Below are 23,810 nucleotides of genomic sequence, written 5' to 3' on the forward strand. Positions count from 1 at the left end.
GAGAGATCGTGGAGTTCGGAATCCTGATGGGCGACCAGCCCGTCTCAACATCGCCCAAAGAGCACCTCGACCTGATGCTGCGCAAGGTGGAGGCCGCCCAGAAGGCCGGCTTCACCTACCTCACCATCGGTCAGCACTACCTCTACGAGGAGTTCCGCTGGTTCCAGCCGGTCCCGATGCTGGCGCGTCTCGCGGCCGAGCTCGACGACGACGTGAAGATCGGCACCACGGTGCTGGTCGGCCCGCTGCACCACCCGGTGCAGCTCGCCGAGGACCTGGCCACCCTCGACGTCATCACCGGCGGCAAGCTGGTGGTGGGCATCGGGACGGGCTACCTGCCCCACGAGTACGAGGTCTTCGGCAAGCCCTACAAGCAGCGCTACTCGCTGCTCGAGGAGCTCATCGAGGTGATGACGAAGCTCTGGACCCAGGACCGCGTCACCCACCACGGCAAGTTCTTCGACATCGAGGACCGGCCGACCCACCTGCACCCGGTGCAGAAGCCCCGCCCGCCGATCTGGCTCGGGGCGATGAAGGAGATGGGCGTGCGTCGCGCCGCGCGGCACGGCGACGTCTGGACGATCACGCCGCAGCAGACCATCGAGCAGGTCGAGCAGCTCGTCGGGGCCTACCTCGACGAGCGGGCGAAGTACGACCTGCCGCTGACCAAGTTCCCGCTGCGTCGCGAGCTGCAGCTCGGCTCCGACCCCGAGGACGCGCTGCACAAGTTCGCCGACGTGGCCCGGGTCAAGTACGTCTCCTACGCCGGCCAGGGCATGCAGCTGCTGGAGCAGGAGCGCGTGGAGCAGGACTTCCTGGAGAACGTCAAGGACCACGTGCTGCTGGGCACCGGCGATCAGGTCCAGGACCAGATCCGCGACATCGCCTCCCGCCTGCCCATCGGTCCGCTGCTGGTCCGGCCGCACTGGCCAGGCATGGACGCCGAGCAGACCGAGGCCTACCTCGAGCAGGTCGGCCGCGAGGTCGTCGCGCCGCTCAAGGACCTGGAGAGCATCGGCTTCGACGAGCTCGAGGCCAAGCAGACGGTCTGATCCACCTGGACTCGCATCGGCGGGCCCCTCCCCCCGCCGGATGCGCCAAGGGCCGCTCACCTCACGGTGAGCGGCCCTTCTGCGTCCCAGGGGAGCTGGGTCAGGCGTCGGTGGGGCGCTTGAGCATCAGGCCCGCCCGGTGCGCCACGTGCACGACCTCATCGCGCTGGTTGTAGCCGCGGTGCTCGAACCGGACGATCCCCGAGTCCGTGCGACTCTTGGACTCCCGCTTGTCCAAGATGGTCGTCTCGGCACGCAGCGTGTCGCCGTGGAAGACCGGCTTGGGGAAGTCGAACTTGGTGTAGCCCAGGTTGCCCAGGGTGGTGCCCATGGTGAGGTCGTACACGATCATCCCGCCGATCAAGCCAGCGGTGTAGAGGCTGTTCATCAGCCGCTGACCCGCGGGCTGGGTGGCCATGTACTCGGCGTCCAGGTGCAGCGGCGCCGGGTTCATCGTGATGGAGGTGAACAGCACGTTGTCCATCTCGGTGACGGTGCGCCTCCAGGGGTGCTGGAACTCCTGGCCTTCCTCGAACTCCTCGAACCACATTCCGGGCATGGGGGTCTCCTCTCAAGTCCTGGCCGGCGAGCCCGGTCCAGGACGGTTGTCAGCTGGAAATTCGTGGGGGTCCACCGGTGCCGGGCGAGGACGTGCCGGCGCCATCCGGACCAGGAGCAGCAGGCTCAGCGTGCTGACCCCGAGGCAGACGGCGAACCCGGGGACGTAGCTCCCGGTGGTGTCCTTCAGCGTCCCCACCAGGAAGGGCCCGATCGCCCCGCCGGTGAAGGAGAAGAGCATGGCCATGCCGCTCAGGCGGGTGGCGTCCTGGGGGGAGTGCGCCTCGTCCTGCACCTTCACCAGGGCCAGGCTGCTGGCGCCGCCGATGCCGAAGCCCGCGAGCAGCAGACCGGGGACCGCCCAGTCGTGCGGCTCCAGGACGAGCAGCAGCAGCCCCAGGGTCGAGGTGACCATCACCGTGGCGAAGACGCCGCGACGTCCGGGGAAACGGTCGGTCAACGGGGTCAGGGTGAGCATGGAGAACAGCTGCACGCACTGGAACGCCACCAGGTAGGCGGCCGCGGTCCCGGCGCTGAGGCCGGCCTCGACGAACAGGCTGGGGAGCCAGGCGATGACCGAGAAGCCCAGGAACATCGGCACCGCGAAGACGGCGGTGACGAACCAGGCCCGGCGCTCGCGCAGCGGCAGGGAGAGCCTGGTGGGCACCCCCGCCTCGTCCGGGACCCCCGCGCCGCCCAGGTGCGTGAGCACCAGCGCGGCGGCCAGCAGCAGTGCCACCACGCCCCAGACCGCGAGCGCGGTCCGCCAGCCGCCGAAGGAGGCCGCCACCGGCTGCGCCGTACCGGCGGCGAGCGCGACCCCGAGGGCCATCGCGGTGGAGTAGATGCCGGTGGCCAGGCCCCGCAGGTGGGGGAGGTGGTGGGAGATGAACCCCGGCGTCAGGGTGGACAGGGCGCCCAGGGCGCCGCCGATCACGGCCGCGGTCGCCACCAGCGGCGCCGGGGTGTCGATGAGGAACCGGGAGAGCTCTGCGAGCGCCAGCACCGCCAGGAGCGAGATCATCGCCCAGTCGGCGCCGATCCTGGTGACCAGCACGTGGCCGAGGGGGGCGCACAGCCCCATCGTCAGCAACGTGAGCGCGGTGAGCAGGCTGGCCGTGGTGGCGCTGACGTCGAGGTCCGCCCGGATGTCGGGGACCAGGGGCGGCACCGCCCCGAAGATGCCGCGGATGTTGACGCCGATGGCGATGACGAGTGCGATGGCGAGCCAGGGCGGCAGGCGGCGGCCGCCGACGCGCCCGGGGGCCTCGACGGTCGCGAGGAGCGGGTCCACGCTCAGTCCACGGCGGAGACGGGTCCACCGATGGCGGTGCGAGCCTTCACCACGTCCTTGGTCGCGTCCACCCCGAGCCAGGCGGTGAGCACCGCGTCGCGGCTCCACAGCGCACGGGCCAGGGACCCGTCCGGGTGGCGCTGCACGGTGAGCTCGTCGCCTGGCGCGTGCGCGCCGACGTACTGCAGCTTGCGGCCGAACTGGTCGGACCAGAAGTAGGGGACGGGGTCGTGCTCGGGACCCTCGTCCCAGTCGAGCAGGCTGGCCACGGCGGTGGCCGCGACCATGCTGGCCTCGTCCCAGTGCTCGATCAGCCGGTGGGTGTCGGTGTGGCGCGACCAGCGCTGGGCGACGTCGCCCAGGGCGAGCACGCCGCGTACGTCGGTGCGGCAGCGCGTGTCGGTCAGCACGCCGCGGTCGCACGCCAGGCCGGAGCCCTCCAGCCACGACAGGTCGGGGCGGACCCCGATGCCGGTGACGACCACGTCGGCGGGCAGCACCCGGCCCCCGGCCAGGTGGACCCCGTCGGCCTCGACCGAGGCGACCGCGGTGTCGGTGAGCAGCTCGACCCCGGCCCACCAGGGGCGGGTCAGGGCACCGACCTCCGGGCCCAGGGCGCCGCTGAGCGGCTGGGAGCCGAACTCCACGCAGGTCACCTCGCAGCCGGCCGCCAGGGCGGCGGTGGCCACCTCGGCGCCGATCCAGCTGGCGCCCACCAGCACCACACGGGCGCCGGGCACGAGCCGCTCCCGCAGCTCCAGCGCGTCCCCGAGGGTGCGCAGCGTGAGCTGGGGGCCGGCACCGGGAAGGCGCAGCGGCTCGGCGCCGGTGGCGATCACCAGGGCGTCGTACTCCACGTCACCGGCCGTGGTGGCCACGGTGCGGCTCTCGGTGGACAGGCCGGTCGCCCGGGTGCCCAGGCGCAGGTCGACCTGCAGCTTGTCGGTGTCGAAGGGCAGCGGGGTGGCGTCCTTCGTGCCGGCCAGCACCTCCTTGGACAGCGGGGGCCGGTCGTACGGCGGCTGCTCCTCGGCGCTGAGCACCGTGAGCGTGCCGGCGAACTTCTTGCGCCGCAGCGTGGCGCACAGCCGCGCGGTGGCCAGGCCACCGCCGACCACCACGACTCGGCCCGACGCCAGGTCCAGGACGGGGCCCGCCCCGGAGTCCACGGCCGGGCTCACCGCCCGGTCTTGGTGTAGTGCTCGGCGAAGAGGGGGGTGTCCCCGAGTCGGCGCTCACCGGGGGTGAAGGTGACCGGGATGGTGTGGAACCCGGCGTTGGTGCCCTGGTCGGGGTAGGCGACCACGTTGTCCATGTCCACCTTGTAGTCGCCCATCCGGGCGAGCACCTGGCGGATCATCTCGCGTGCCATCGCCTTGCCCATGTGGGAGCCGGCGCAGCGGTGGATGCCCAGGCCGAAGGCGACGTGCCGGTTGGGCCAGCGGGTGATGTCGACCTCGTCGGGGTTCTCGAACTGCTGCTCGTCGCGGTTGGCCGAGCCCCACGAGAGGAGCGCGCGGTCGCCCTTGCGCACCGGGCAGCCCTGGAACTCGGTGTCCTCCATGATGGTGCGAGCCAGCGCCTGGGTGGGGGAGAAGACCCGGAGGAACTCCTCCACCGCGATGTCGACCATCGAGGGGTCGTCGATCAGCCGCTGCCGCTCCTCGGGGTTCTGGTAGAGCCACACCAGCGACTGGGTGACCAGCGAGGCGGTGGTGCCGACGCCGCCGGAGATCACCAGCTCCAGGATCGAGTAGACCTCGTCGTCGTCCATCCGGCGGCCGTCGACCTCGGAGTTGATGAAGTGCGTGGTGGCGTCGTCGCTGGGGTTCTCACGGCGATGGGCGATGTGCTCGCGGACAGTCTTGCTCACCCACGGCACCGCGACCTCGGCGGCGTGCACGTACTCCGGGGAGCCGGGGGCAGCCGCGACCAGGGTGTGCATGGCGTCGACGTAGTTGGAGTACTCCGAGGGGTCCAGGCCCAGCCAGTCGATGGTGACCGCGGCCGGGACGCCGGCGACGATGGCGAGGTCGGCCTCGCCCTTCTCGATGATGGTGTCGATGAAGCCGGTGACGTAGTGCTTGATCACGTCGTCGAGGTTCTCCACCGCGGCGGGCGCGGTGACCTTGTTGACCGCCTTGCGGTAGGGGCGGAACTGCGGCGGGTCGAGCTCGATCGGGATGTGGAACGCGGTCGGGGCCTTGGGGATCGTCACCGAGAGACCCGGGCCGCCGAACTCGTCGTGGCGACCGGAGGAGAACAGGTCGTCGTCGCGGGAGGCCTCGAAGACGCCCTGGTAGTTGGAGACCACCCAGTAGCCGCCGTGGGCCTCCGTCCAGGCCACCGGGGACTCCTGGCGCAGCTTGCGGTAGGCGCCCACGTGGTCCGCGGCGTGGTCCGCCGAGTGGTGGTCGAAGTTCGTGACGGGGCAACGCGGCTGGTCGGACATAGATCCATCCTCCTTGGTGGCCAAGGGGTTCCTTGGGTGAGCAGGATCATGATAATAGTTATACCCAGCAGGGAGTCAAGGTGTCCGCTCGTGGGACGTGTGCTCAACTGCTCACGATCCGGCATCGCCGGCGCCACCAGTCTGGAGGAACCACCCATGAAAGTTGTTGCTGACCTCGACAAGTGCCAGGGCCACGGTCTGTGCCGCATGTCGGCGCCCGACGTCTACGACGTCACCGTGGACGAGGGACAGGTGATCGTGAAGTTCGACGGGGAGATCCCCGAGGAGCTCGAGGACGGGGCTGCGCTCGGCGTCGACTCCTGCCCCGAGCTCGCCCTCGAGATCCAGGACTGAGCCCCGAGTCCTGATGAGCCGGTCTGCCCCTCGCCGCCCGCGAGGGCGGCCCGGGGGGCTGCTGGCGTTCCTGCTGCTCGGCACCGCCATGGCGGTGCCGACGCTGCTGGGGCTGCTGTCGGTGGAGCTCACCGCGGACCTGGGCCTCGACGACGCCCGCCTCGGCCTCGTGGTCTCCGCCTTCTGGGCGGTGACCGCGGTCGCCGCCCCGCTCGCGGGGCGCTGGGTGGACGGACGGGGGTGGCCCGTCGGGGCCTGGTGGGGTGCCCTGATCACCGCAGCCAGCCTGCTGCTGTGCGTGCTGCTGGTGAATTCCCTCCCCGCGCTGCTCGTGGTGGTCGCCCTGAGCGGTCTCGGCTACGCCTTCGCCTCGCCGACCAGCAACATCCTGGTGATGGCAGAGGTGCCGCCCGGCCGGCAGGCGTCGGTGCTGGGCCTCAAGCAGACCGCCCCGCCGCTGCTGATGACGGTGGCCGGGGCGGTGCTCCCCGCCCTCGCCCACCTGCACGGCTGGCGCCCGGCGATGGCGGTGGGTCTGGTGCTGCCGCTCGCGGTGGCCGTCGGCGTGCTGCTGGCCCGGCCGGTTGGCGCGCGGCGGCTCCCCGACGGAGCCCGAGCGGGCTCCCCGCCTGGCGCGGCACGTGGCTGCGACGCCACACCTGACGTGGATGCCGCTCCCGTGGCCGAAGCGGCGACGGTCGGAACGGCGCCGACCCTGCGAGTGCTGCCGGTGGTGGTCGCCGCGGGTCTGGGGACCTTCGCGGTCGCCACCCTGACCGGCTTCGCGGTGCTCAGCCTGGTCTCGGCCGGCCTGCGACCCGTGCAGGCGGCCGGCATCGTCTCCGGCGGGAGCCTGGTGGCCGTGCTGGTCCGGGTCGCCTCGGGCTGGTGGCTCGACCGCCGTCCGCTGGAGGACCTGACACCGGTGCTCGGCGTGATGGGCGCAGCGGTCGTGGCTCTCGGGCTGGTCGCGGTCGGGACGCTCGGTCTGGACTCCGCCGGCGGCGCGGTCCCGGACGGCACGCTCTGGCAGGCGCTGGTGGTCGTGGGCGTGCTGCTCAGCCTGGTCGCCGCCTGGACCTGGCCCGCCCTGCTGCTGGTCACCCTGGTGCGTCGCTCGGCGGGGCCGGGCGCGGCCAGCGGCCTGCTCCAGATCGGCAGTGGCGTGGGATCGGCGATCGGCCCGGTGGGCTTCGGGCTGCTCTCCGCAGCGGGGGGCCGGGGATGGGCCTGGGTGCTCATGGCCGTCGCGACGGGAGCCGCGATGCTCCTGGTCCGCGCGGCGGGCCGACCCCCGCGCAAGGACTCTCAGCAGATGGACCCTCACGCGCGCAGGGTGACAGACCTGATTACAAAGTGATAATAGTGATAAGGAAATTCTGTGAGCCAGGACACCGCCCTCGGCCACCCGAGTACCAGGAGGACCCATGGACTACGCCGTGGACGAGACGCACGAGCACATCCGGGAAGCCGTTCGAGCCATGTGCTCGAAGTTCGACGACAACTACTGGATGGAGCACGACGAGAGCCACGAGTTCCCCTGGGACTTCTACAAGGCCGTCGCTGACGCCGGCTGGCTGGGCCTGAGCATCCCCGAGGAGTACGGCGGCGGCGGGCTGGGCGTCACCGAGGCCGCCATCGTGGAGCGCGAGATCTCCGCGTCGGGCGCCGGGATGAGCGGCTGCTCCGCGGTGCACATCGGCATCTTCGGCTTCGAGCCGCTGATCCGGCACGGCAGCGAGAGCCTGAAGCAGCGGTTCCTGCCGCGCGCCGTCTCCGGGGACCTGCACGTCTCCTTCGCGGTGACCGAGCCCGACGCGGGCACCGACACGCTCAACCTGCAGACCTCGGCCCGCAAGGTCGACGGCGGCTGGCTGGTCAACGGCAAGAAGGTCTGGATCACCAAGGCCCAGGAGGCCGAGCGGATGTTCCTGCTCGTGCGCACCTCGCCCCGTGAGGGCAAGGCGCACCGCGGGCTGACGCTGATGTTCGCCACGCTCGACCCCGAGCACGTGCGGATCCGCGAGATCCCCAAGCTGGGCCGCAACTCCGTGGACACCAACGAGCTCTTCATCGACGACCTCTTCGTCGCCGACGAGGACGTCATCGGCGAGGTCGGCGAGGGCTTCAAGGTGATCCTGGGCGGGCTGAACGCCGAGCGCGTGATCTCCGCCAACGCCGCCCTGGGACTGGGTGAGGCCGCGCTGCGCCGCGCGGTCAACTACGCCAACGAGCGCGTCGTCTTCGGCCGGCCGATCGGGCAGAACCAGCTCATCTCCGGCCAGCTCGCCGACGCCCGGATCCGGCTGGACGCCGCCGCGGCCATCTGCGACAAGGCCGCCTGGATGGTGGACAACGACATCCCGTGCGGCCGCGAGGCCAACGAGGCGAAGTTCCTGGCCAGCGAGGCGGGGTTCAACGCCGCCGACGTGGCGATCAACGTGCACGGCGGCTACGGCTACGCGAAGGAGTACCACGTGGAGCGGTACTTCCGGGAGTCGCGTCTGAACAAGATCGCGCCGATCAGCCAGGAGATGGTCCTCAACTACGTGGCCGAGCACGTCCTCGGCCTGCCGCGCAGCTACTAGGCGTCGGGCATGACTGACGACCTCCTCCGGCCCCTGGTGCTGCAGCGCGAGGGCGAGCGGCTGCTGCACACCTACCAGCGCCTCGTCGACGCCCGTGACGTCCAGGGCCTGGCGGACCTGGTCACCGACGACGTGCTGCTCTCCCGACAGGGGGAGGAGCAGCGCGGCCGGGCGGCCTTCGTCGACCTGTACCGGAGGTTCGCCGCCTCCGACGTGGACGTCGCGCAGCACATGGCGACCAACGTCGAGGTCACCGAGCTCGGGACCGGAGGCGAGGGGCCGGTGCGCATCGACTCCTGCTTCTGGGTGATCACCACCCACCGCTCCGGAGAGGCCCGCCAGGTCTGGGGCCGCTACAGCGACGACATGGTGCGGGTGGACGGGCGCTGGCTGCTCTCGGCCAAGCGCATCGCCCTGGTCCGCACCGCCTTCGTCGAGCCGTCCGCGCTGGCGCCGGCCGACATGACCTCCTTCGGGCCCCGGCCCGACTGACCACGACACCACAGGAGACACCGATGCCCCCGAGCACCGAGGACCGGCTGCGCCGGATCGAGGACAAGCTGGAGATCGCCGACCTGGTGAACCTCTACGGGTTCGTGATGGACGAGCGCGACCTGGACGGCCTGCCGAGCCTGTTCACCGCCGATGCCCACCTCACGTCGGCGGACGGGGTCTTCGACGCCGTCGGCCTGGAGACGATCGCCAAGACCTACCAGGGCCGGTACGACGCCCTGGGTGCCACGAACCACTTCGTGCACTCGGTGATCTCCCGCTTCGACGACGGCGACCCGGACGTGGCCCACGGCCTGGTCAGCGGGCACGCCGAGGTGGTGCGCGAAGGGGTGACGATGTGGGTGGCGCTGCGCTACCACGACGTCTACCGGCGTACCGAGCAGGGCTGGCGGATCGCGGCGCGGGAGATGGGCTACATGTACTACCTCCCGGTCACCGACTACGCCGAGACCATGAAGAGCGAGGACCGCACGCTGGTCTACGGCGACGCCCGTCCGGCGGACTGGCCCTCGGTGCTGCACGGCGGCGACCTCGGCTGGCTCCGCGCGCACTACACCGAACCGGCCTGAGCCGGGCTCGCGTCGAGCCCACGACCCTGGAGGACGCCATGAACCCCACCGAGCAGCAGCAGGGCGCCGCCCCTGATGTCATCGTCCTGGGCAGTGGGTGTGCCGGGATGATGACGGCCCTCGCCGCCGCCGACGCCGGTGCCAGCGTGGCGCTCTACGAGAAGGCCGACGTGCTGGGCGGCACCACCGCCCTGTCCAGCGGCGTGGCGTGGCTGCCCGGCAACAAGTACCAGGCCGAGCACGGTGTCGAGGACTCCGTCGACGACGGGCGCGCCTACCTCACGGCGCTCTCCCACGGGATGATCCTTCCCGAGTTCACCGATGCCTTCGTCGGCACCGTGAACGAGATGCTGGAGTGGGTCGAGGAGCGCACCCCGTTGCGGATGCGGCTGGTGCCCGGCTACCCCGACTACCACCCGGAGTTCCCGGGCGGGAGGCCCGGCGGCGGCCGCTCCACCGAGCCCGAGCTCTTCTCCTTCGACCTGCTCGGGGAGTGGGCCGAGAAGTTCCTGGGCTTCCGCCGCTCGATGTACGTCGGCGAGACGCCGGTCGGTGGCGGCACCGGCTTCCTCACGCCCGAGGAGGAGAAGCGGCGCGCCGACGAGCAGCTCGAGGGTCTCGGCCGCGGCATGCTCGGCGCCCTGCTCAAGGGTCTGCTCGACCGCGGCGTGGAGGTGCGCACCGGCACCGCCGCGGTGCGGCTGCTGACCGAGGACGGCGCGGTGACCGGCGTGGAGCTCGCCGACGGCCGGCGGGTGGGCGCCCGGCGCGGGGTGGTGCTGGCCACCGGTGGCTTCGAGCGCGACCCCGAGCTGGTCAGGTCCTTCCTGCGCGGACCCGTCAGCAACTCCCCAGGGGCCCCCACCAACACGGGCGACGGTCTGCGGATGGCCATGCGGGTGGGCGCCGCGCTCGGCGTGATGCGGGAGGCCTGGTGGGTCCCGGTGGTGACCATCCCCGGGTTCTCCGGCGAGCAGTACTCCGGCCACGGGGTGCAGCTGGTCCAGCGCGAGCGCACCCTGCCGCGCACCATCCTGGTCAACGGCGACGGGCGGCGCTTCACCAACGAGGCCGCCAACTACAACGCGCTCGGTGCGGTCTTCCACGCCTTCCACCCGACCCGCTTCGCCTACGAGAACCAGCCGGCCTGGGCGGTCTTCGACCAGGGCTTCGTCGAGCAGTACGGCGGGTACGGCGTGCCCCCGGCGGCGAGATGCCGGAGTGGATGGCTCGGGCGGACTCGGTCGCGGAGCTGGCCGCGCTGATCGGCGTCCCGGCCGAGCAGCTCAGCGCGACCGTCGAGCGCTGGAACGAGCTCTGCGCCGCCGGTCACGACGACGACCACGGCCGCGGCGACTCGGCGTACGACGGCTGGTGCGGGGACCGCAACCACTACCCGGGGACCGCCGCCACCCTGGGGCCCATCGACCGGGGGCCCTTCTACGCCTCACCCGTGCACGCCAGCTCGCTGGGCACCAAGGGTGGTCCGCAGACCACCGTGGACTGCGAGGTGCTCGACGTGGACGGGGCGGTGATCCCGGGCCTCTACGCGGTCGGCAACGCGATGGCCGCCCCCACCGGGATGGTCTACGGCGGCGCCGGCGGCACCCTCGGTCCGGCGATGGTCTTCGGCTACCGCTGCGGACGAGCGGTGGCGGGGGTCTGAGCCCCGCTCCCTTGCCCTGCCGGATGTGATCTGCAACACTCCTTCCTGAAATCATGATCACCGATATCAGGATTGGAGTCTCGGGATGACGACCACTGATCAGCAGGTGACGCCGGACCTGGACGGGCTCGCTGGAGCCTGGCTGGACCAGTTCCAGGGGGCCCTGCGCAACGCGGCCGTGACGGCGACCACCGACCTCTTCCACCCCGACGCCTGGTGGCGCGACCTGCTCGCGTTCACGCTGGACCTGCGCACCGCGCACGGTCACGAGGCCCTGGCGGCGCGGATCTCCGAGTCCCCCACGGGACCTGTCTCGCTCGCGCTGACGGGACCGGCGACCCTGGTCGAGGCGGGGGCGGAGCCGTGGATCCAGGCGATGTTCGAGCTCGAGACCCCGCTCGCCCGCGGACGAGGCGTGCTGCGACTGGTCGAGCGGGACGGTGCCTGGCGTGCCTGGACCGTGCTCACCGCCATGGACGAGCTGGTGGGCCACGAGGAGCTGACCGGGACGCGTCGGCCGCTCGGGGGCGCCCAGGGCGAGGACCGGATGGCCCGCAGCTGGACCGAGGCGCGCCGTCGGCAGCAGGAGTTCCTCGACTCCGAACCGGCTGTGCTGGTGGTCGGCGCCGGACACGGCGGTCTCGGACTCGCGGCACGGCTGGGGTGCCTCGGGGTGCCGACCCTGGTGGTCGACCGCGCCGAGCGGATCGGTGACGGGTGGCGCAACCGCTACGACTCGCTCGTGCTGCACGACCCGGTCTGGTACGACCACCTGCCCTACCTCCCCTTCCCGGCGAGCTGGCCGGTCTACACCCCGAAGGACAAGCTGGCCGACTGGCTCGAGTCCTACGCCAGCACCATGGAGCTCAATGTCTGGACGGGCACCGAGCTGGTCGACAGCGCCCGCCAGGACGAGTCCGGCGAGTGGACCGTCACCGTGAAGCGGGCCGACGGCTCCCAGCGCACGGTCCGGCCCCGGCACGTGGTGCTGGCCACCGGGGTCAGCGGCACCGAGCCCAACCTGCCCGAGCTGCCGGGCGCCGAGGAGTTCTCCGGGCTGGCCTGCCACTCCAAGGACTTCCCCCGCGGCGTCGACTTCGCCGGTCGACGGGCCGTGGTGGTGGGCAGCTGCAACAGCGGCCACGACATCGCCCAGGAGCTGTTCGAGAAGGGTGCGGAGGTGACGATGGTCCAGCGCTCGCCCACCTACGTGGTCAGCGTCGCCGGGTCGGCCATCGCCATGACCGGCATGTACGACGAGACCGGTCCGCCCACGGACGTGGCCGACCTGCTCGGTGCGTCCTTCCCGTTCAACTGCGCGCCGGAGATGCACCAGGCGACCACCGCGGCGATGGCCGAGCACGACGAGGAGATGCTGGCGGGCCTGGCCGAGGCCGGCTTCCTCACCTCCTCCGGCATCAACGGCACCGGCGCTCTCCAGCTCTTCCTGCAGCGCGGCGGGGGCTACTACATCAACGTGGGCGCCTCGGAGCTGATCGCGGCGGGCAAGATCGCCGTCCGCTCGGGCGTGGGGGTGGAGCGGTTCACCCCGAGGGCCTCCAGCTCACCGACGGCACCTCGCTGGAGGCCGACGTCATCGTCTTCGCCACCGGCTACCAGGGGATGCTCGAGACCGCGCGCCGGCTGCTCGGCGACGAGGTCGCGGACCGCTGCGGCCCCGTCTGGGGGCTGGACGAGGAGGGCGAGCTCCAGGGCGTGTGGCGCCGGTCCGGCTACGACGGCCTGTGGTTCATGGGCGGCAACCTCGCGATGGCCCGCTACTACGGCAAGTTCCTCGCGCTCCAGATCAAGGCAGACGAAGCGGGACTCGCCGAGTCCCAGAACCTCTCGGAAGGCAGGACCGCATGAGCGACACCACGACGACCTCCACCCCCCAGGCAGCCCGGGCGGGGCAGCCCCTGGCCGGCAAGGTCGCCCTGATCACCGGGGCAGCGCGCGGGCAGGGCCGCAGTCACGCGCTGCGGCTGGCCCGGGACGGAGCGGCGATCGTCGCCGTCGACCTGTGCGAGCACATCAGCAGCCTGGACGGGTTCTACGACCTGGCCACGCCCGAGGACCTCGCCGAGACGGTGCGCCAGGTGGAGGCGCTCGGGGGCCGGATCCACGCCGCCCAGGTCGACGTGCGCGACATCGACGCGCTGACCGCCGCCGTGGACGCCGGCGTCTCGCAGCTCGGCAGCCTCGACATCGTGGTCGCCAACGCGGGCATCTTCACCTTCGGCGAGGCCACCCACGAGGTGGCCGAGGACTCCTGGCACCAGCTGATGGACGTCAACGTCACCGGCGTCTGGCACACCTACAAGGCGGCCGCGCCGCACCTGATCGCCGCGGGAGCGGGCGGCTCGGTGATCATCATCGCCTCGCTGGCCGGCTTCAAGGGGCTGGCCAACGTGGCGGCGTACACCACGACCAAGCACGCCATCGTCGGGCTGATGAAGGTGCTGGCCAACGAGCTCGGTCCGCACGGCATCCGGGTCAACACCATCCACCCCAACTCGATCGACACCGAGATGGTCAAGAACTCCCGCACCTACCGGCTCTTCCGTCCCGACCTGGACGAGCCGCGCGCGGAGGACGCGGAAGCCGCGTTCGCCGGGCTCAACCCCATGGGCAAGGCGTGGATCGAGCCCGAGCACGTCTCGAACGCGGTGGCCTGGCTGGCGGGTCCGGAGTCCTACTACGTCTCCGGCGGGCAGATTCCGGTGGACGGCGGCGCGTCAATCCAGTGAATGTTTGTCACGTGACCCAAACCATATGTATCGTTCTCAACAATATCCCTTTTCCAAGGAGACCCCATGACTGACCGCTCTGCTGTCGAAGAACTGGCCAACCGCTACTCGCTGGCCTACGACACCGCTGATCTCGACACGCTGGAGTCGGTCTTCACCGAGGATGCGACGTTCTCGATGGTGATCGCCGGGGGCGACAAGCTGTCCTTCGGTCCGCGGGACGCGATCATGAAGCTCATGGGGGACTCGCTCTCCTCGCAGACCGACCAGCGTCGTCACGTCAACACCAACCTCATCGTCGAGGGCACCGAGGGCGGGGTCACCCGGACCAAGCACTACCTCACCCTGATGGGCACCGAGAATGGCGCGATCACGCTGCTCTCCGCCGGTCTCTACTCCTCCGAGATCGTCGAGGACGGCGGCCGCCTCCGGTTCAAGACGCTGCACCTGGACCTGGACAAGGCGTACTGACAAGCCGTACTGACAAGCCGTACTGACCGGGCGTACCGACCGGGCGCCTGACCGGGCGTACTGACACGCTCGCGCACCGACCACCCTCACGAGACTCCGGAGAACAACCGCATGAACCAAGGACTCATCCCCGCCAAGTGGGCTGCCCTGACCCCGGACCGTCAGGCCGTCTACGACGCCGCTGCGGACCTCCGGGTCTCGTGGGCGGAGCTCGACGAGATGGTGCGTCGGCTGGCCAACGGCCTGCTCGGCCTCGGCCTGAAGAAGGGCGACCGGGTCGCCATGCTCTCGCGCAACTGCGTGGAGTTCCAGGCGCTCTACTTCGCCGCCGGCCGCGCCGGTCTGGTGACCCAGCCGCTCAACTGGCGGCTCGCCGGACCGGCCCTGGCCGGCGTCGTGCGCGACGCCGCGCCCAAGGTGGTGATCGGCCAGGCCGAGTTCCACGAGGCCCTGGAGGACATCAAGGCGCAGGTCGACGTCCCGCACTGGCTCGAGTTCGGCGAGTCCTCGGACGGGTCGTTCGACGACCTGGTCAAGCGCTCCTCCAGCCTGGAGCCTGCCCCCAGCAGCCTGGTGGTCGACAGCGACCCGTTCTTCCTGCTCTACACCGGTGGCACCACCGGCGACTCCAAGGGCGCCCTGCACACCCACGGCAGCGCCGCGGCGGGCATGCTCAACCAGACCGTGGCCGAGCGGATCGTGCCCAGCGACGTCTACATGCTGACCGGGCAGATGTACCACATCCCGATCGTGCTGGCGATGAACTACATGAAGCACGGCTGCCCGCTGGTGCTGATGAACTTCGAGCCCAAGCTCGCCCTCGACCTGATCGAGAACGAGAAGGTCTCGGCGTTCCTCGGGGTCACCACCATGCTCAACTGGATGATGGCGCAGGAGAACTTCTCCAGCTACGACCTCTCCAGCCTCCGCAACATCCAGTACGGCGGCGGCCCGATGCCCTCCAGCGTCGTGCGCCAGGCCCTCGACCTCTTCCCGTGCACCCTGATCCAGGGCTACGGGCAGACCGAGGGCACCACGATGACCTTCCTGTCGCAGGAGGACCACCAGGACGCGATCAACGGGATCCACCCCGAGCGCCTCAAGTCCTGCGGCCGCGAGGGCTTCGTCACCAGCGTGCGGGTCGTCGACCCCGACGGCAACGACGTGCCCCGCGACGGGCACACGCCGGGCCAGATCATCGTCAAGAGCCCGGCCAACATGTCCGGCTACCTCGGTCGCCCCGACCTCACCGCGGACACCCTGCGCGACGGGTGGATGTGGACCGGCGACATCGCCTGCTGGGACTCCGAGCGCTACATCTTCATCGTGGACCGCGCCAAGGACATGATCATCTCCGGCGGCGAGAACATCTACTCGGTGCAGGTCGAGGAGGCCATCAACTCCCACCCGGCCGTGCTGGAGTGCGCCGTCATCGGCGTCCCCGACGAGGAGTGGGGCGAGACCGTCAAGGGCTACGTCGTGCTCAAGCCGGGTCAGGAGGCCACCGAGAACGACATCATCGAGCAGGCCAAGAAGCACCTGGCCAGCTACCAGAAGCCGCGCTCGGTCGAGTTCGTCAGCGAGCTGCCCAAGGCGCCCACCGGCAAGATCCTCAAGCGCGAGCTGCGCCGTCCGTACTGGGAGGACCAGGACCGCAATGTCTGACCCCGGCCCCTACGACGACCGCGTCGGCCGGGAGTTCCCCGGCGGCTCCTACACCTTGGAGCCGTGGCGGGCCTGGCTGGTGGCCGACACCCTGCTGGACGACCCGACCGACGACACGCCCCACCCGGTGCTGGCCTGGATGGGCGGCGTCGCCGGGATGGGGATGACCTGGGACGACCTGTTCGCCTGGTTCGACGCCTCGGCCGACGACGGCCCGATGTTCGGCGAGCACAGCACCACCCTGCACCAGCCGCTCGAGGCCGGGGCGACGTACGTCGTGTCCGGTCGCATCGTCTCGGTGCAGCGCAAGGTCGGCAAGCGGGCCGGTGCTTTCGACATCGTCGGCTACGAGCTCGACCTGCACCACGGGGGCGACCTGGTCGCTCGCTGCTACAACTCCCTGGTCTTCCCGAGGAGGGATGCGGCATGAGCGGCACGCGCGTGGAGGTCGGGACCGAGATCCCGCCGCTGGAGCTCGACGTCGACCCGGAGAAGATGAAGGTGATGGCGGCCCTGCTCGCCGATCCCAACCCGATCCACTTCGACACCCGGGCGCTCGCCGCGCTGGGCATGGACCAGCGTCCGGTCAACCAGGGGCCGCTCAACATGGGCTACCTGCAGACCATGCTGGCCCGCTGGGCGGGCGGCCGCGACCGCCTGCTCACCTTCCGGGTGCGCTTCCAGGGCAACGTGCTCGCCGGTGACCGGGTCCGCGCCAGCGGCACGGTGACCGGGGTGGCCCAGACCGATCGGGGCCGGGTCGCCACCTGCGACATCAGCCTGGAGGTGCTCGGCGGCAGCACCGCACTGACCGGCACCGCCGAGGTGCTCATCGACGAGGAGACATCGTGACCCTGACCCACGACCCTGAGAAGGGCCGGACCGGCTTCCAGCTCGCCTACGGCGACACCGACACCGTCGGCATCGCCTACTTCGGCATCTACTACCGCTGGATGGAGCGCTGCTACTCGACCTGGCTGTTCGCCAACGGGATCCGCAGCGGGCAGATGGCCGAGGACCTGGGTGTGGTCACCGTGGGCATCAGCTCCGGCTGCCGGTACGTCGACACCGTCGAGGTCTTCGACGAGATCACCTGCCAGGCCGTGGCCGACCGGATCGGCACCACCTCCTACGTCGTGGGCTTCGAGTTCACCCGGGGGGACCAGCTGGTCACCAAGGGGCAGATGACCTTCGCGGCGCGCGACCCGGAGACCTTCGGCAAGGCCGCCATCCCGGACCGGCTGCTCGAGGTGGTTCGCAGCCTTCCCGAACCGCGGTTCGAGGTCAGCGCGTGACCTCGGCGGGCGACCCGGGCGCGCTGGCCGGCCTCCTGGACCGGGAGGCGGTGCGCGACCTGGTCGCCCGCTACGCCTTCGCCGTCGACGACCACGATCTCGACGCCCTGGCGCAGATGTTCCACCCCGACGCGGTCTTCGACCGGGACGGGCACCTGGCCACCGGCTGGCCGGAGATCGCCGAGACCCTAGGGGCCTCGATGCGCGGCTTCCAGCGGATGATCCACACCCCGCACGCGGTCGTGGTGGAGCTGACCGGCGCGGACACCGCGACCGGCGCCTCCAGCGGGCACGGCGAGCTGATCACCCGGCGCGGGGTGGTGCTGGCCGCCTACCGCTACCGCGACGAGTTCGCCCGGCACCAGGGGCGGTGGGTCTTCACCCGCCGCGAGGTGCGGTTCCTGTACGCCACCTCCGCCGACGCGTACGACGCCACCCTGGCCGAGGTCGACCGGGTCCGGTTCCCGGGCGACGAGCCGCGTTCCAGCACGGTCATCCCCCGGCAGCAGCCCTCGATCGCCTAAAGAGACGATTCATACTCATAAATTGGGTAGAACGTGTTGACACAACCCTGATCATGATATTCACTCTTCCCGGGATGATTGTGATGTAGACCACCCTGAAGAAGGAGTGTCAAACCGTGACCGACCAGACCCCCGTGATCGTCGTTGGAGCCGGCCTGTCCGGGCTCGCCACCGCGCTCACCTGTGCCCTCAACGGGCGCCCCGCGATCGTGCTGGAGGCCGCCGACCTGGTCGGCGGCGCGGCGGCGTACTCGGGTGGTCAGGTGTGGGTCGGGGGCAACCACGTCGCCGTGCGCGAGGGCATCGAGGGCGACTCCAAGGAGCTCACCGAGACCTACATCCGCGACGTCGCCTCCCACCTGGCGCCCGAGGTGCTCGACGAGCAGGCGCTGCTGCGCTGGCTCGACACCTCGCCCGACGCGATGCGCTACTTCGAGGACCACGGCGCGATCCGCTGGACGGTCATCCCCGGCCTCGCCGACTACCACAACGAGGCGCAGGGCGCGCTGCCCCAGGGCCGCTACCTGACCAACGAGGTCATCGACGGCTCGGTGCTGGGGGAGTGGCGCGAGAAGCTCCGCTACAGCCCGTACTTCCCGGTCGGCACCACCTACCGCGAGCTGCTCACCAAGGGCCGTCGCGCCACCTACGTCGACGACGCCGGCGAGGAGCAGGGCGCGACCAAGCGGTCCCACGCCGGGCTCCCGGCCTTCGGCCTCTCCGACGGAACTGCCTTCGAGAAGGCCACCGACGCCGACCCGCTCACCTACGGCACCGGTGTGGTCGCCAGCTTCCTGGCCAGGGTCACCCAGGACGAGTCGATCCAGATCCGCACCGAGCACCGGGTGGTCGAGCTGCTCACCGAGGACGGCAAGGTCGTCGGCGTGCGCGCCGAGACCCCGGACGGCGACGTCGAGCTGCGCGGCCCGGTGGTGCTGGCCACCAGCACCTACGACTGGGACCCCGAGCTGGTCACCGAGATCCTCGGCCTCAGCGAGGAGGACTGGGGGTCCGTGGCGCCGGAGACCCTGCGTGGCGACGGCATCAAGCTGGCGCGCCAGGTCGGCGGCCAGATCGCCCGCATCCCCGCCAACGCCACCCCGATCCTCCCGGGCTGGCGCTCCGAGGTCGGCACCGGCTTCGGCTACGGCCCGGAGTACGCGATGCCGCACTCGATGATCGTGGACCGCACCGGCAACCGCTACTGCAACGACTCCTACTGGGTCGACATCGTCCGGCGCACCCTGGACCCGGCCGACAAGCACCTGCCCTTCTTCCTGGTCTGGGACGACCAGCACCGCCAGAAGTACGGCCTGGCGGCCACCGCGCCCGGCGGCGACTACCCCGAGGGCCTGGTGGAGTCGGCCGACACCCTGGAGGAGCTGGGCGAGAAGCTCGGCATCGACGCGGCCCAGCTGGCCCGGACCGCCGAGCGGTTCAGCGACTTCGCCGAGAAGGGCGAGGACCCGGACTGGGGCCGCGGCAGCATCGACTACGTCAACACGTTCGCCGGTGACCCGGAGAACACCCCCAGCCCGGTGCTCGGCCCCATCACCAAGGCGCCGTTCCACGGTCTCCGACTGCGTTTCGTCGGCACCGGCATCGGCACCTCCGGCGTACGCATCGACTCCGACGGGCGGGTCCTCGACGAGGCCGGCACGCGGATCGAGGGTCTGTACGCCGCCGGCTCGGTCGCCGCGCTGACGACGACCGGGACCGCCTACAACTCGGGAATCGCGCTCGGGCGCGGACTCACGCTGGCCTACCTGGTCGGCCATGAGCTGTCGGGCGACCCAGTCGCCTGACAACGAAGTCCACCGCCTCCGCGGCTGGACCTGCACCTAACTAATAGCTGGAGGAACAATGGGTAGAGGAGCGCAAATGCGCAAGGCGCTGCTGGCAGGCCTGGCCATGGCGACGGTGCTGGGCACCGCCGCGTGCGGCAGCGACGACGGCGGCGACAGCGGCGCCGCGGGCGACGGCGGTATCGCCTCGACCATCAAGATCGCTCAGGTGCAGGACCAGACCGGCACGGTCGCCTACGCCGGGCTGGGTGCCTCCGAGGGGGCCGAGCTGGCGATCGACGAGATCCAGGAGCAGGGCTTCCTGGGCGACGACGTCAAGATCGACCTGGAGAAGTACGACACCGCCGGCGAGATCGAGCGGGCCTCCAGCGAGATGAGCAAGGCCATGGGCGACCGCGACGTCTCGGCGATCCTCGGCCCGGTCTCCACCCAGCAGGCCGCCACGGTCTCGCCGCTGGTGGGCCGGCAGAAGGTCCCCACCGTCTTCACCCAGGCCGGTGGCGAGGGCGTCGTGACCAACGACTACACCTTCCGCGTCACCCCGCCGATGGAGTCCTACTACGCCTCGGTGATGGACTTCCTGGAGGAGGAGGGCGTCAAGACCGTCTCGGTCCTCTACAACGCCACCTTCCCGACCTTCGCCGTGCTGGGCGAGGACGACGTCCCGGCCCTGGCCGAGGAGCGGGGCATGGAGATCGTGCAGTCCCTGCCGGTCCAGATGACCACCCAGGACTTCTCCGGCCAGGCCCAGCAGATCGCCAAGGAGGACGCTGACGCGCTCGTCATGCTGCTCATCGCCCCGCAGTCGGTGACCGCGCTCGGCCAGCTCAAGGACGCCGGCTACGAGAACCAGATCGTGGCCACCTCGGTCCAGGCCGCGGGCAACATCGAGGCCGCCGGCGACAACGCCAACGGCCTGGTCTACCCGGTGCCGTTCTCGGTCGCGATGGAGGACGAGACCTCGGACGCGTTCAGCAAGGCGTTCCAGGCCAAGTTCGACGAGGAGCCCACGCCGTACGCCGCTGACGGCTACGACGCCATGTGGTGGATCGCGCGGGCCATCAAGTCCTCGGGCGACTCCTCCCGCGAGGGGATCCGCGAGGGTCTGGCCAAGATCGCGGCCGAGGGCTACTCCGGCGCGATGGGCGAGGTGACCTTCGACGGGAACGACGCCCGGATCGCCGGCTCGCTCGTGCGCTGGGAAGACGGCAAGGAGACGCTCGTCAAGTGATCGCTGACCGGGGTGCGGTCCGTGCGGACCGCACCCCGGTTGCACAGTCCCGCCCACACCGAGAGGAACCCCCGTGCAAGATCTGCTGAACGCAGCGACGCTGGGCTCGATCTATCTGTTGTTCGCGTTGGGTATGGCCCTGGTCTGGGGGACCATCGGCATCCTCAACTTTGCTCACGGCGCCACCTTCATGTTCTCGGCCTTCGTGGGCCACATGGTCAGCCGTGAGACCGAGCTGCCCTTCCTGGGCGTCATCGTCATCGCCGTACTGACGGGCGCGGTCATCTCCTCGCTCACCATGCTGCTCGCCTTCCAACCGATCCTCAAGCGCTCCAAGAACCAGCACGCCGCAGAGATGCGGATCCTGATCGGCGGCATCGGGGTGGCCGCCATCCCGCTCGCCCTGGCCCAGCGGGAGACCCGCTCCAGCCCGTTCGGGTTCAAGAGCAGCTACAAGCCCGAGGTCTTCGAGGTCCTCGGCCTCCGGATCACCACCACCTCGGCCATCATCATCGTGACCGGACTCGTGATGGGGATCGGCCTCACGCTGTGGCTGCGCAGGTCCCGCCAGGGGCTGGCGCTGCGCGCGATCGGCGTGGACGCCGAGACCGCCGCCGGCATGGGGGTCAACCGCACCGCGCTGGCCTTCGGCACCATGGCGGTCGCCGGCGCACTCGCCGGCCTGGCCGGCGCGCTGCTCACCTTCCAGCTCGGCGCGATCGCACCGGAGACCGGCGACCAGCTCGTCATCAAGGCGTTCGCGGTCATCGTGCTCGGTGGCCTCGGCTCCATGGCGGGCACCGTGATCGGTGCCTACGTGCTGGCCGGAGCCGAGACGTTCGTCGTCTCGATGAACTGGGGCACCTGGGTGGACGCGGTGTCGTTCGGCCTCATCTTCCTCATCCTGCTCGCTCGCCCCCAGGGGCTCCTCGGCCGCAAGGAGGTGCGACGCACATGAGTGACTGGTACTACATGAACGTCGTCCTGATCCAGACGACACTGACCACGCTGCTGCTGGCCCTGAGCATCCAGGTGCCGCTGCGGTTCGGGGTCTTCTCCTTCGCCGGTGTCGGCGCCTTCGGGATCGGCGGCTACGGCGGCGCGATGGCGATGGTCCACCTGGAGTGGTCGACCTGGCCCGCGGTGGCCGTCGGAGCGCTGGCCGCCGCCGTGGTGGTCTCCCTCCTCGGCCTGGTGGTGCAGCGGCTCACCGGCCTCTACATGGGGATGGCGACCATCGCCTTCACCCTGATCATCTCGGTGCTCGCGGTCAACGGAGGCGACGCGACCGGCGGCGCCGGCGGTCTGTACGGCGCACTGGGCGAGATCAACATGCAGCAGATCGTGCTCGTGGTCGTCGCGGTCGTGGCCGTCCTGGTCTGGACAGAGGCGCGCGGGCTGGGCCGGCGGATCGACACGGTCCGCGAGGACCCCGAGCTGGCCAACGCGCTCGGCATCGACGTCAACCGCTACCGCCTGATGTCGTTCGCGCTCTCCGGCCTGATCGGCGGCCTCGCCGGCGCCATCACCACCCTGCTGCGCTCGACGATCACCCCGGCCGAGGTCAACTTCCACCTGGTGATCGTGGCACTCACCGCGATCGTGGTGGGCGGCGCCCGGTCGTGGCTGGGCGCGCTGATCGGTGCCGTCATCTTCGTCTGGCTGCCCACCTGGCTCTCCTTCGTCCAGGAGTGGGAGAAGGTCGCGTACGGCTTCATCGTCGCCGCCGCCGCGATCTACCTGCCCAACGGCGTGCTCGGTGTCGCCAAGGACGCCCTGCACCGCTACCGCACCCGAGAGGAACGCGCCCGCGTGGCCGTTCTGCAAGAGAAGAGCTGAGGCAGATGACTGACACCGCAGTGCGCGCCAGGACGGCGCTGCTGGAGGTCCAGGACGTCGCGGTGCACTTCGGCGGCGTCAAGGCCGTGGACGGCATCACGCTCGAGATGCGACCCGGTCAGATCTACGGCGTGCTGGGCCCCAACGGGTCGGGCAAGTCGACCCTGCTGGGGGCGATGACCCGGCTCACGCCGCTGACCCGCGGCCGCTTCGTGCTCGACGGCGAGGACTACACCAAGCGCCCTGCGCGCAAGGTGCACCACATGGGGATCGCCCGCACCTTCCAGACCGTGCGGCTGCTCGACGACCGATCGGTGCGCGACAACATCCTGCTGGGCCAGGACACCCTGCGCAAGGCGACCCGCAAGGAGTCCTCGACGCGGGTGGACGAAGTCATGGAGCGGATCGGCCTGCGCGAGGTCGCGCAGCTGCGACCCGACGAGCTCTCCTACGGGATGCAGCGTCGGGTGGAGTTCGCCCGGGCCATCATCGGCCGTCCGCGGCTGCTGCTGCTCGACGAGCCGACCGCCGGGATGAACACCTCCGAGCGCGAGGAGATCGGCGCGCTGATGAAGCAGCTGCTCGAGGAGGGGATCACCCAGTTCATCGTCGAGCACGACGTGCAGATGATGGTCGACACCTGCGACTACCTCTTCGCGATGAACTTCGGGAAGCTGATCGCCCAGGGTACTCCCGCGGAGGTGGTGCGCCACCCCGACGTCCAGGAGGCCTACTTGGGAAAGGGGGCGGCCCACGATGCTTGAGGTCACCGACCTGCACGTCAACTACGGCCCGGTCCGGGCGGTGCACGGCGTCTCCTTCACCGCCGAGGCCGGCAGCATCACGCTGGTCCTCGGCGCCAACGGCGCCGGCAAGACGACCAGCCTCCGCGCGGTCGCCGGCTTCCACAAGCCGGCCTCTGGCTCCGTCACCTTCGACGGCAAGACCATGACCGGCATGGCCGCCCACAAGGTGGTGCGCCGCGGGATGGTCCTGGTGCCGGAGGGTCGCAAGATCTTCTTCCCGCTCACCATCGAGGAGAACCTGCGCATCGGCGGGTACTCCGCCCCCGCGGCGGCCTGGACGCCGGCATGGAGGAGGTCTACGAGAAGTTCCCGATCCTCGGGGAGCGCCGGAACTCCCAGGCGGGCCTGCTCAGCGGTGGGGAGCAGCAGATGCTGGCC

Annotated in this window: 26 protein-coding genes and 2 pseudogenes; 23 read left to right on the forward strand and 5 right to left on the reverse strand. The window is 70.5% G+C overall.

Going from position 1 to position 23,810, the window contains the following annotated elements; genetic code table 11:
• The first annotated feature begins 8 nt into the window (after positions 1-8).
• Positions 9-1,052 (forward strand): LLM class flavin-dependent oxidoreductase, encoded by a 1,044-nt coding sequence (locus C0R66_RS03410; RefSeq protein ID WP_101523518.1) that lies wholly within the window; start codon positions 9-11, stop codon positions 1,050-1,052.
• Positions 1,053-1,152: 100 nt separating this feature from the next.
• Here C0R66_RS03410 and C0R66_RS03415 read toward each other — a convergent pair whose 3' ends face one another.
• Genes C0R66_RS03415 through C0R66_RS03430 form a run of 4 tightly spaced genes read right to left on the reverse strand, consistent with a single transcriptional unit; the run spans position 1,153 to position 5,356 of the window.
• Positions 1,153-1,611 (reverse strand): MaoC family dehydratase, encoded by a 459-nt coding sequence (locus tag C0R66_RS03415; RefSeq protein WP_101523519.1) that lies wholly within the window; start codon positions 1,609-1,611, stop codon positions 1,153-1,155.
• A 12-nt stretch (positions 1,612-1,623) separates the two neighbouring features.
• Positions 1,624-2,904, reverse strand: coding sequence for an MFS transporter (locus tag C0R66_RS03420; protein ID WP_158647881.1), 1,281 nt, complete (start codon positions 2,902-2,904; stop codon positions 1,624-1,626).
• 2 nt (positions 2,905-2,906) lie between these two features.
• Complete coding sequence (locus C0R66_RS03425) at positions 2,907-4,085, reverse strand: NAD(P)/FAD-dependent oxidoreductase (protein WP_199286787.1); 1,179 nt, start codon at positions 4,083-4,085, stop codon at positions 2,907-2,909.
• On the reverse strand, positions 4,082-5,356 hold the full coding sequence (locus tag C0R66_RS03430) for a cytochrome P450 (protein ID WP_101523521.1): 1,275 nt from the start codon (positions 5,354-5,356) through the stop codon (positions 4,082-4,084). Before C0R66_RS03430 ends, C0R66_RS03425 begins: the two co-directional genes overlap by 4 nt.
• Before the next feature lie 156 nt (positions 5,357-5,512).
• Here C0R66_RS03430 and C0R66_RS18895 point away from each other — a divergent pair, with 156 nt between their 5' ends.
• The 8 genes and pseudogenes from C0R66_RS18895 to C0R66_RS20225 form a co-directional block, all read left to right on the forward strand.
• Complete coding sequence (locus C0R66_RS18895) at positions 5,513-5,710, forward strand: ferredoxin (RefSeq protein ID WP_199286788.1); 198 nt, start codon at positions 5,513-5,515, stop codon at positions 5,708-5,710.
• A gap of 13 nt (positions 5,711-5,723) precedes the next feature.
• Entirely contained in the window at positions 5,724-7,070 is a 1,347-nt protein-coding gene (locus C0R66_RS03440) for an MFS transporter (RefSeq protein WP_101523523.1), read from the forward strand.
• 67 nt (positions 7,071-7,137) lie between these two features.
• Positions 7,138-8,298 (forward strand): acyl-CoA dehydrogenase family protein, encoded by a 1,161-nt coding sequence (locus tag C0R66_RS03445; RefSeq protein ID WP_101523524.1) that lies wholly within the window; start codon positions 7,138-7,140, stop codon positions 8,296-8,298.
• A gap of 9 nt (positions 8,299-8,307) precedes the next feature.
• A complete protein-coding gene (locus C0R66_RS03450; RefSeq protein ID WP_101523525.1) occupies positions 8,308-8,790 on the forward strand; it encodes a nuclear transport factor 2 family protein in 483 nt (160 codons plus the stop codon).
• Positions 8,791-8,813: 23 nt separating this feature from the next.
• Positions 8,814-9,380, forward strand: a complete 567-nt coding sequence (locus tag C0R66_RS03455; protein WP_101523526.1) for a nuclear transport factor 2 family protein — start codon at positions 8,814-8,816, stop codon at positions 9,378-9,380.
• 38 nt (positions 9,381-9,418) lie between these two features.
• Positions 9,419-10,645, forward strand: coding sequence for an FAD-dependent oxidoreductase (locus tag C0R66_RS03460; RefSeq protein ID WP_199286789.1), 1,227 nt, complete (start codon positions 9,419-9,421; stop codon positions 10,643-10,645).
• Positions 10,606-11,046, forward strand: coding sequence for an FAD-binding protein (locus C0R66_RS19840; RefSeq protein ID WP_199286790.1), 441 nt, complete (start codon positions 10,606-10,608; stop codon positions 11,044-11,046). Before C0R66_RS03460 ends, C0R66_RS19840 begins: the two co-directional genes overlap by 40 nt.
• Before the next feature lie 547 nt (positions 11,047-11,593).
• Positions 11,594-12,226: pseudogene (locus C0R66_RS20225) on the forward strand (NAD(P)-binding domain-containing protein); the annotation flags it as partial.
• A 26-nt stretch (positions 12,227-12,252) separates the two neighbouring features.
• On the opposite strand, the gene C0R66_RS03470 reads toward C0R66_RS20225, so the two are convergent.
• Positions 12,253-12,474 (reverse strand): hypothetical protein, encoded by a 222-nt coding sequence (locus C0R66_RS03470; RefSeq protein ID WP_158647882.1) that lies wholly within the window; start codon positions 12,472-12,474, stop codon positions 12,253-12,255.
• Between the two features lie 195 nt (positions 12,475-12,669).
• Here C0R66_RS03470 and C0R66_RS03475 point away from each other — a divergent pair, with 195 nt between their 5' ends.
• The 14 genes and pseudogenes from C0R66_RS03475 to C0R66_RS18905 form a co-directional block, all read left to right on the forward strand.
• Complete coding sequence (locus C0R66_RS03475) at positions 12,670-12,915, forward strand: hypothetical protein (RefSeq protein ID WP_101523528.1); 246 nt, start codon at positions 12,670-12,672, stop codon at positions 12,913-12,915.
• Complete coding sequence (locus tag C0R66_RS03480; RefSeq protein WP_101523529.1) at positions 12,912-13,796, forward strand: mycofactocin-coupled SDR family oxidoreductase; 885 nt, start codon at positions 12,912-12,914, stop codon at positions 13,794-13,796. Before C0R66_RS03475 ends, C0R66_RS03480 begins: the two co-directional genes overlap by 4 nt.
• Positions 13,797-13,862: 66 nt before the next feature.
• Positions 13,863-14,267, forward strand: coding sequence for a nuclear transport factor 2 family protein (locus C0R66_RS03485; protein WP_101523530.1), 405 nt, complete (start codon positions 13,863-13,865; stop codon positions 14,265-14,267).
• A gap of 111 nt (positions 14,268-14,378) precedes the next feature.
• Entirely contained in the window at positions 14,379-15,932 is a 1,554-nt protein-coding gene (locus C0R66_RS03490) for a class I adenylate-forming enzyme family protein (RefSeq protein WP_101523531.1), read from the forward strand.
• Positions 15,925-16,362, forward strand: a complete 438-nt coding sequence (locus C0R66_RS03495) for a hypothetical protein (RefSeq protein WP_101523532.1) — start codon at positions 15,925-15,927, stop codon at positions 16,360-16,362. The genes C0R66_RS03490 and C0R66_RS03495 overlap by 8 nt, the downstream gene beginning before the upstream one ends.
• A complete protein-coding gene (locus C0R66_RS03500; RefSeq protein WP_101523533.1) occupies positions 16,359-16,784 on the forward strand; it encodes a MaoC family dehydratase in 426 nt (141 codons plus the stop codon). The genes C0R66_RS03495 and C0R66_RS03500 overlap by 4 nt, the downstream gene beginning before the upstream one ends.
• Entirely contained in the window at positions 16,781-17,227 is a 447-nt protein-coding gene (locus C0R66_RS03505) for an acyl-CoA thioesterase (protein WP_199286791.1), read from the forward strand. The genes C0R66_RS03500 and C0R66_RS03505 overlap by 4 nt, the downstream gene beginning before the upstream one ends.
• Positions 17,224-17,751 carry a nuclear transport factor 2 family protein gene (locus tag C0R66_RS03510; protein ID WP_101523534.1) on the forward strand — a complete coding sequence of 176 codons (528 nt, stop codon included), beginning with the start codon at positions 17,224-17,226 and terminating at the stop codon, positions 17,749-17,751. The genes C0R66_RS03505 and C0R66_RS03510 overlap by 4 nt, the downstream gene beginning before the upstream one ends.
• 116 nt (positions 17,752-17,867) lie before the next feature.
• Positions 17,868-19,556, forward strand: coding sequence for an FAD-dependent oxidoreductase (locus tag C0R66_RS03515; RefSeq protein WP_199286792.1), 1,689 nt, complete (start codon positions 17,868-17,870; stop codon positions 19,554-19,556).
• A gap of 76 nt (positions 19,557-19,632) precedes the next feature.
• Positions 19,633-20,787 carry an ABC transporter substrate-binding protein gene (locus tag C0R66_RS03520; RefSeq protein WP_199286793.1) on the forward strand — a complete coding sequence of 385 codons (1,155 nt, stop codon included), beginning with the start codon at positions 19,633-19,635 and terminating at the stop codon, positions 20,785-20,787.
• A gap of 73 nt (positions 20,788-20,860) precedes the next feature.
• Positions 20,861-21,745 carry a branched-chain amino acid ABC transporter permease gene (locus C0R66_RS03525; RefSeq protein WP_101523537.1) on the forward strand — a complete coding sequence of 295 codons (885 nt, stop codon included), beginning with the start codon at positions 20,861-20,863 and terminating at the stop codon, positions 21,743-21,745.
• Positions 21,742-22,626 carry a branched-chain amino acid ABC transporter permease gene (locus C0R66_RS03530; RefSeq protein ID WP_101523538.1) on the forward strand — a complete coding sequence of 295 codons (885 nt, stop codon included), beginning with the start codon at positions 21,742-21,744 and terminating at the stop codon, positions 22,624-22,626. Before C0R66_RS03525 ends, C0R66_RS03530 begins: the two co-directional genes overlap by 4 nt.
• Before the next feature lie 5 nt (positions 22,627-22,631).
• Positions 22,632-23,390 (forward strand): ABC transporter ATP-binding protein, encoded by a 759-nt coding sequence (locus tag C0R66_RS03535; protein ID WP_101523539.1) that lies wholly within the window; start codon positions 22,632-22,634, stop codon positions 23,388-23,390.
• Positions 23,383-23,804 (forward strand): annotated as a pseudogene (locus C0R66_RS18905) (ABC transporter ATP-binding protein); the annotation flags it as partial. The gene C0R66_RS03535 and the pseudogene C0R66_RS18905, both read left to right, overlap by 8 nt.
• Positions 23,805-23,810 lie beyond the last annotated feature (6 nt).

It is taken from the genome of Nocardioides houyundeii, from assembly GCF_002865585.1.
GTDB classification, from domain to species: Bacteria; Actinomycetota; Actinomycetes; order Propionibacteriales; family Nocardioidaceae; genus Nocardioides; species Nocardioides houyundeii.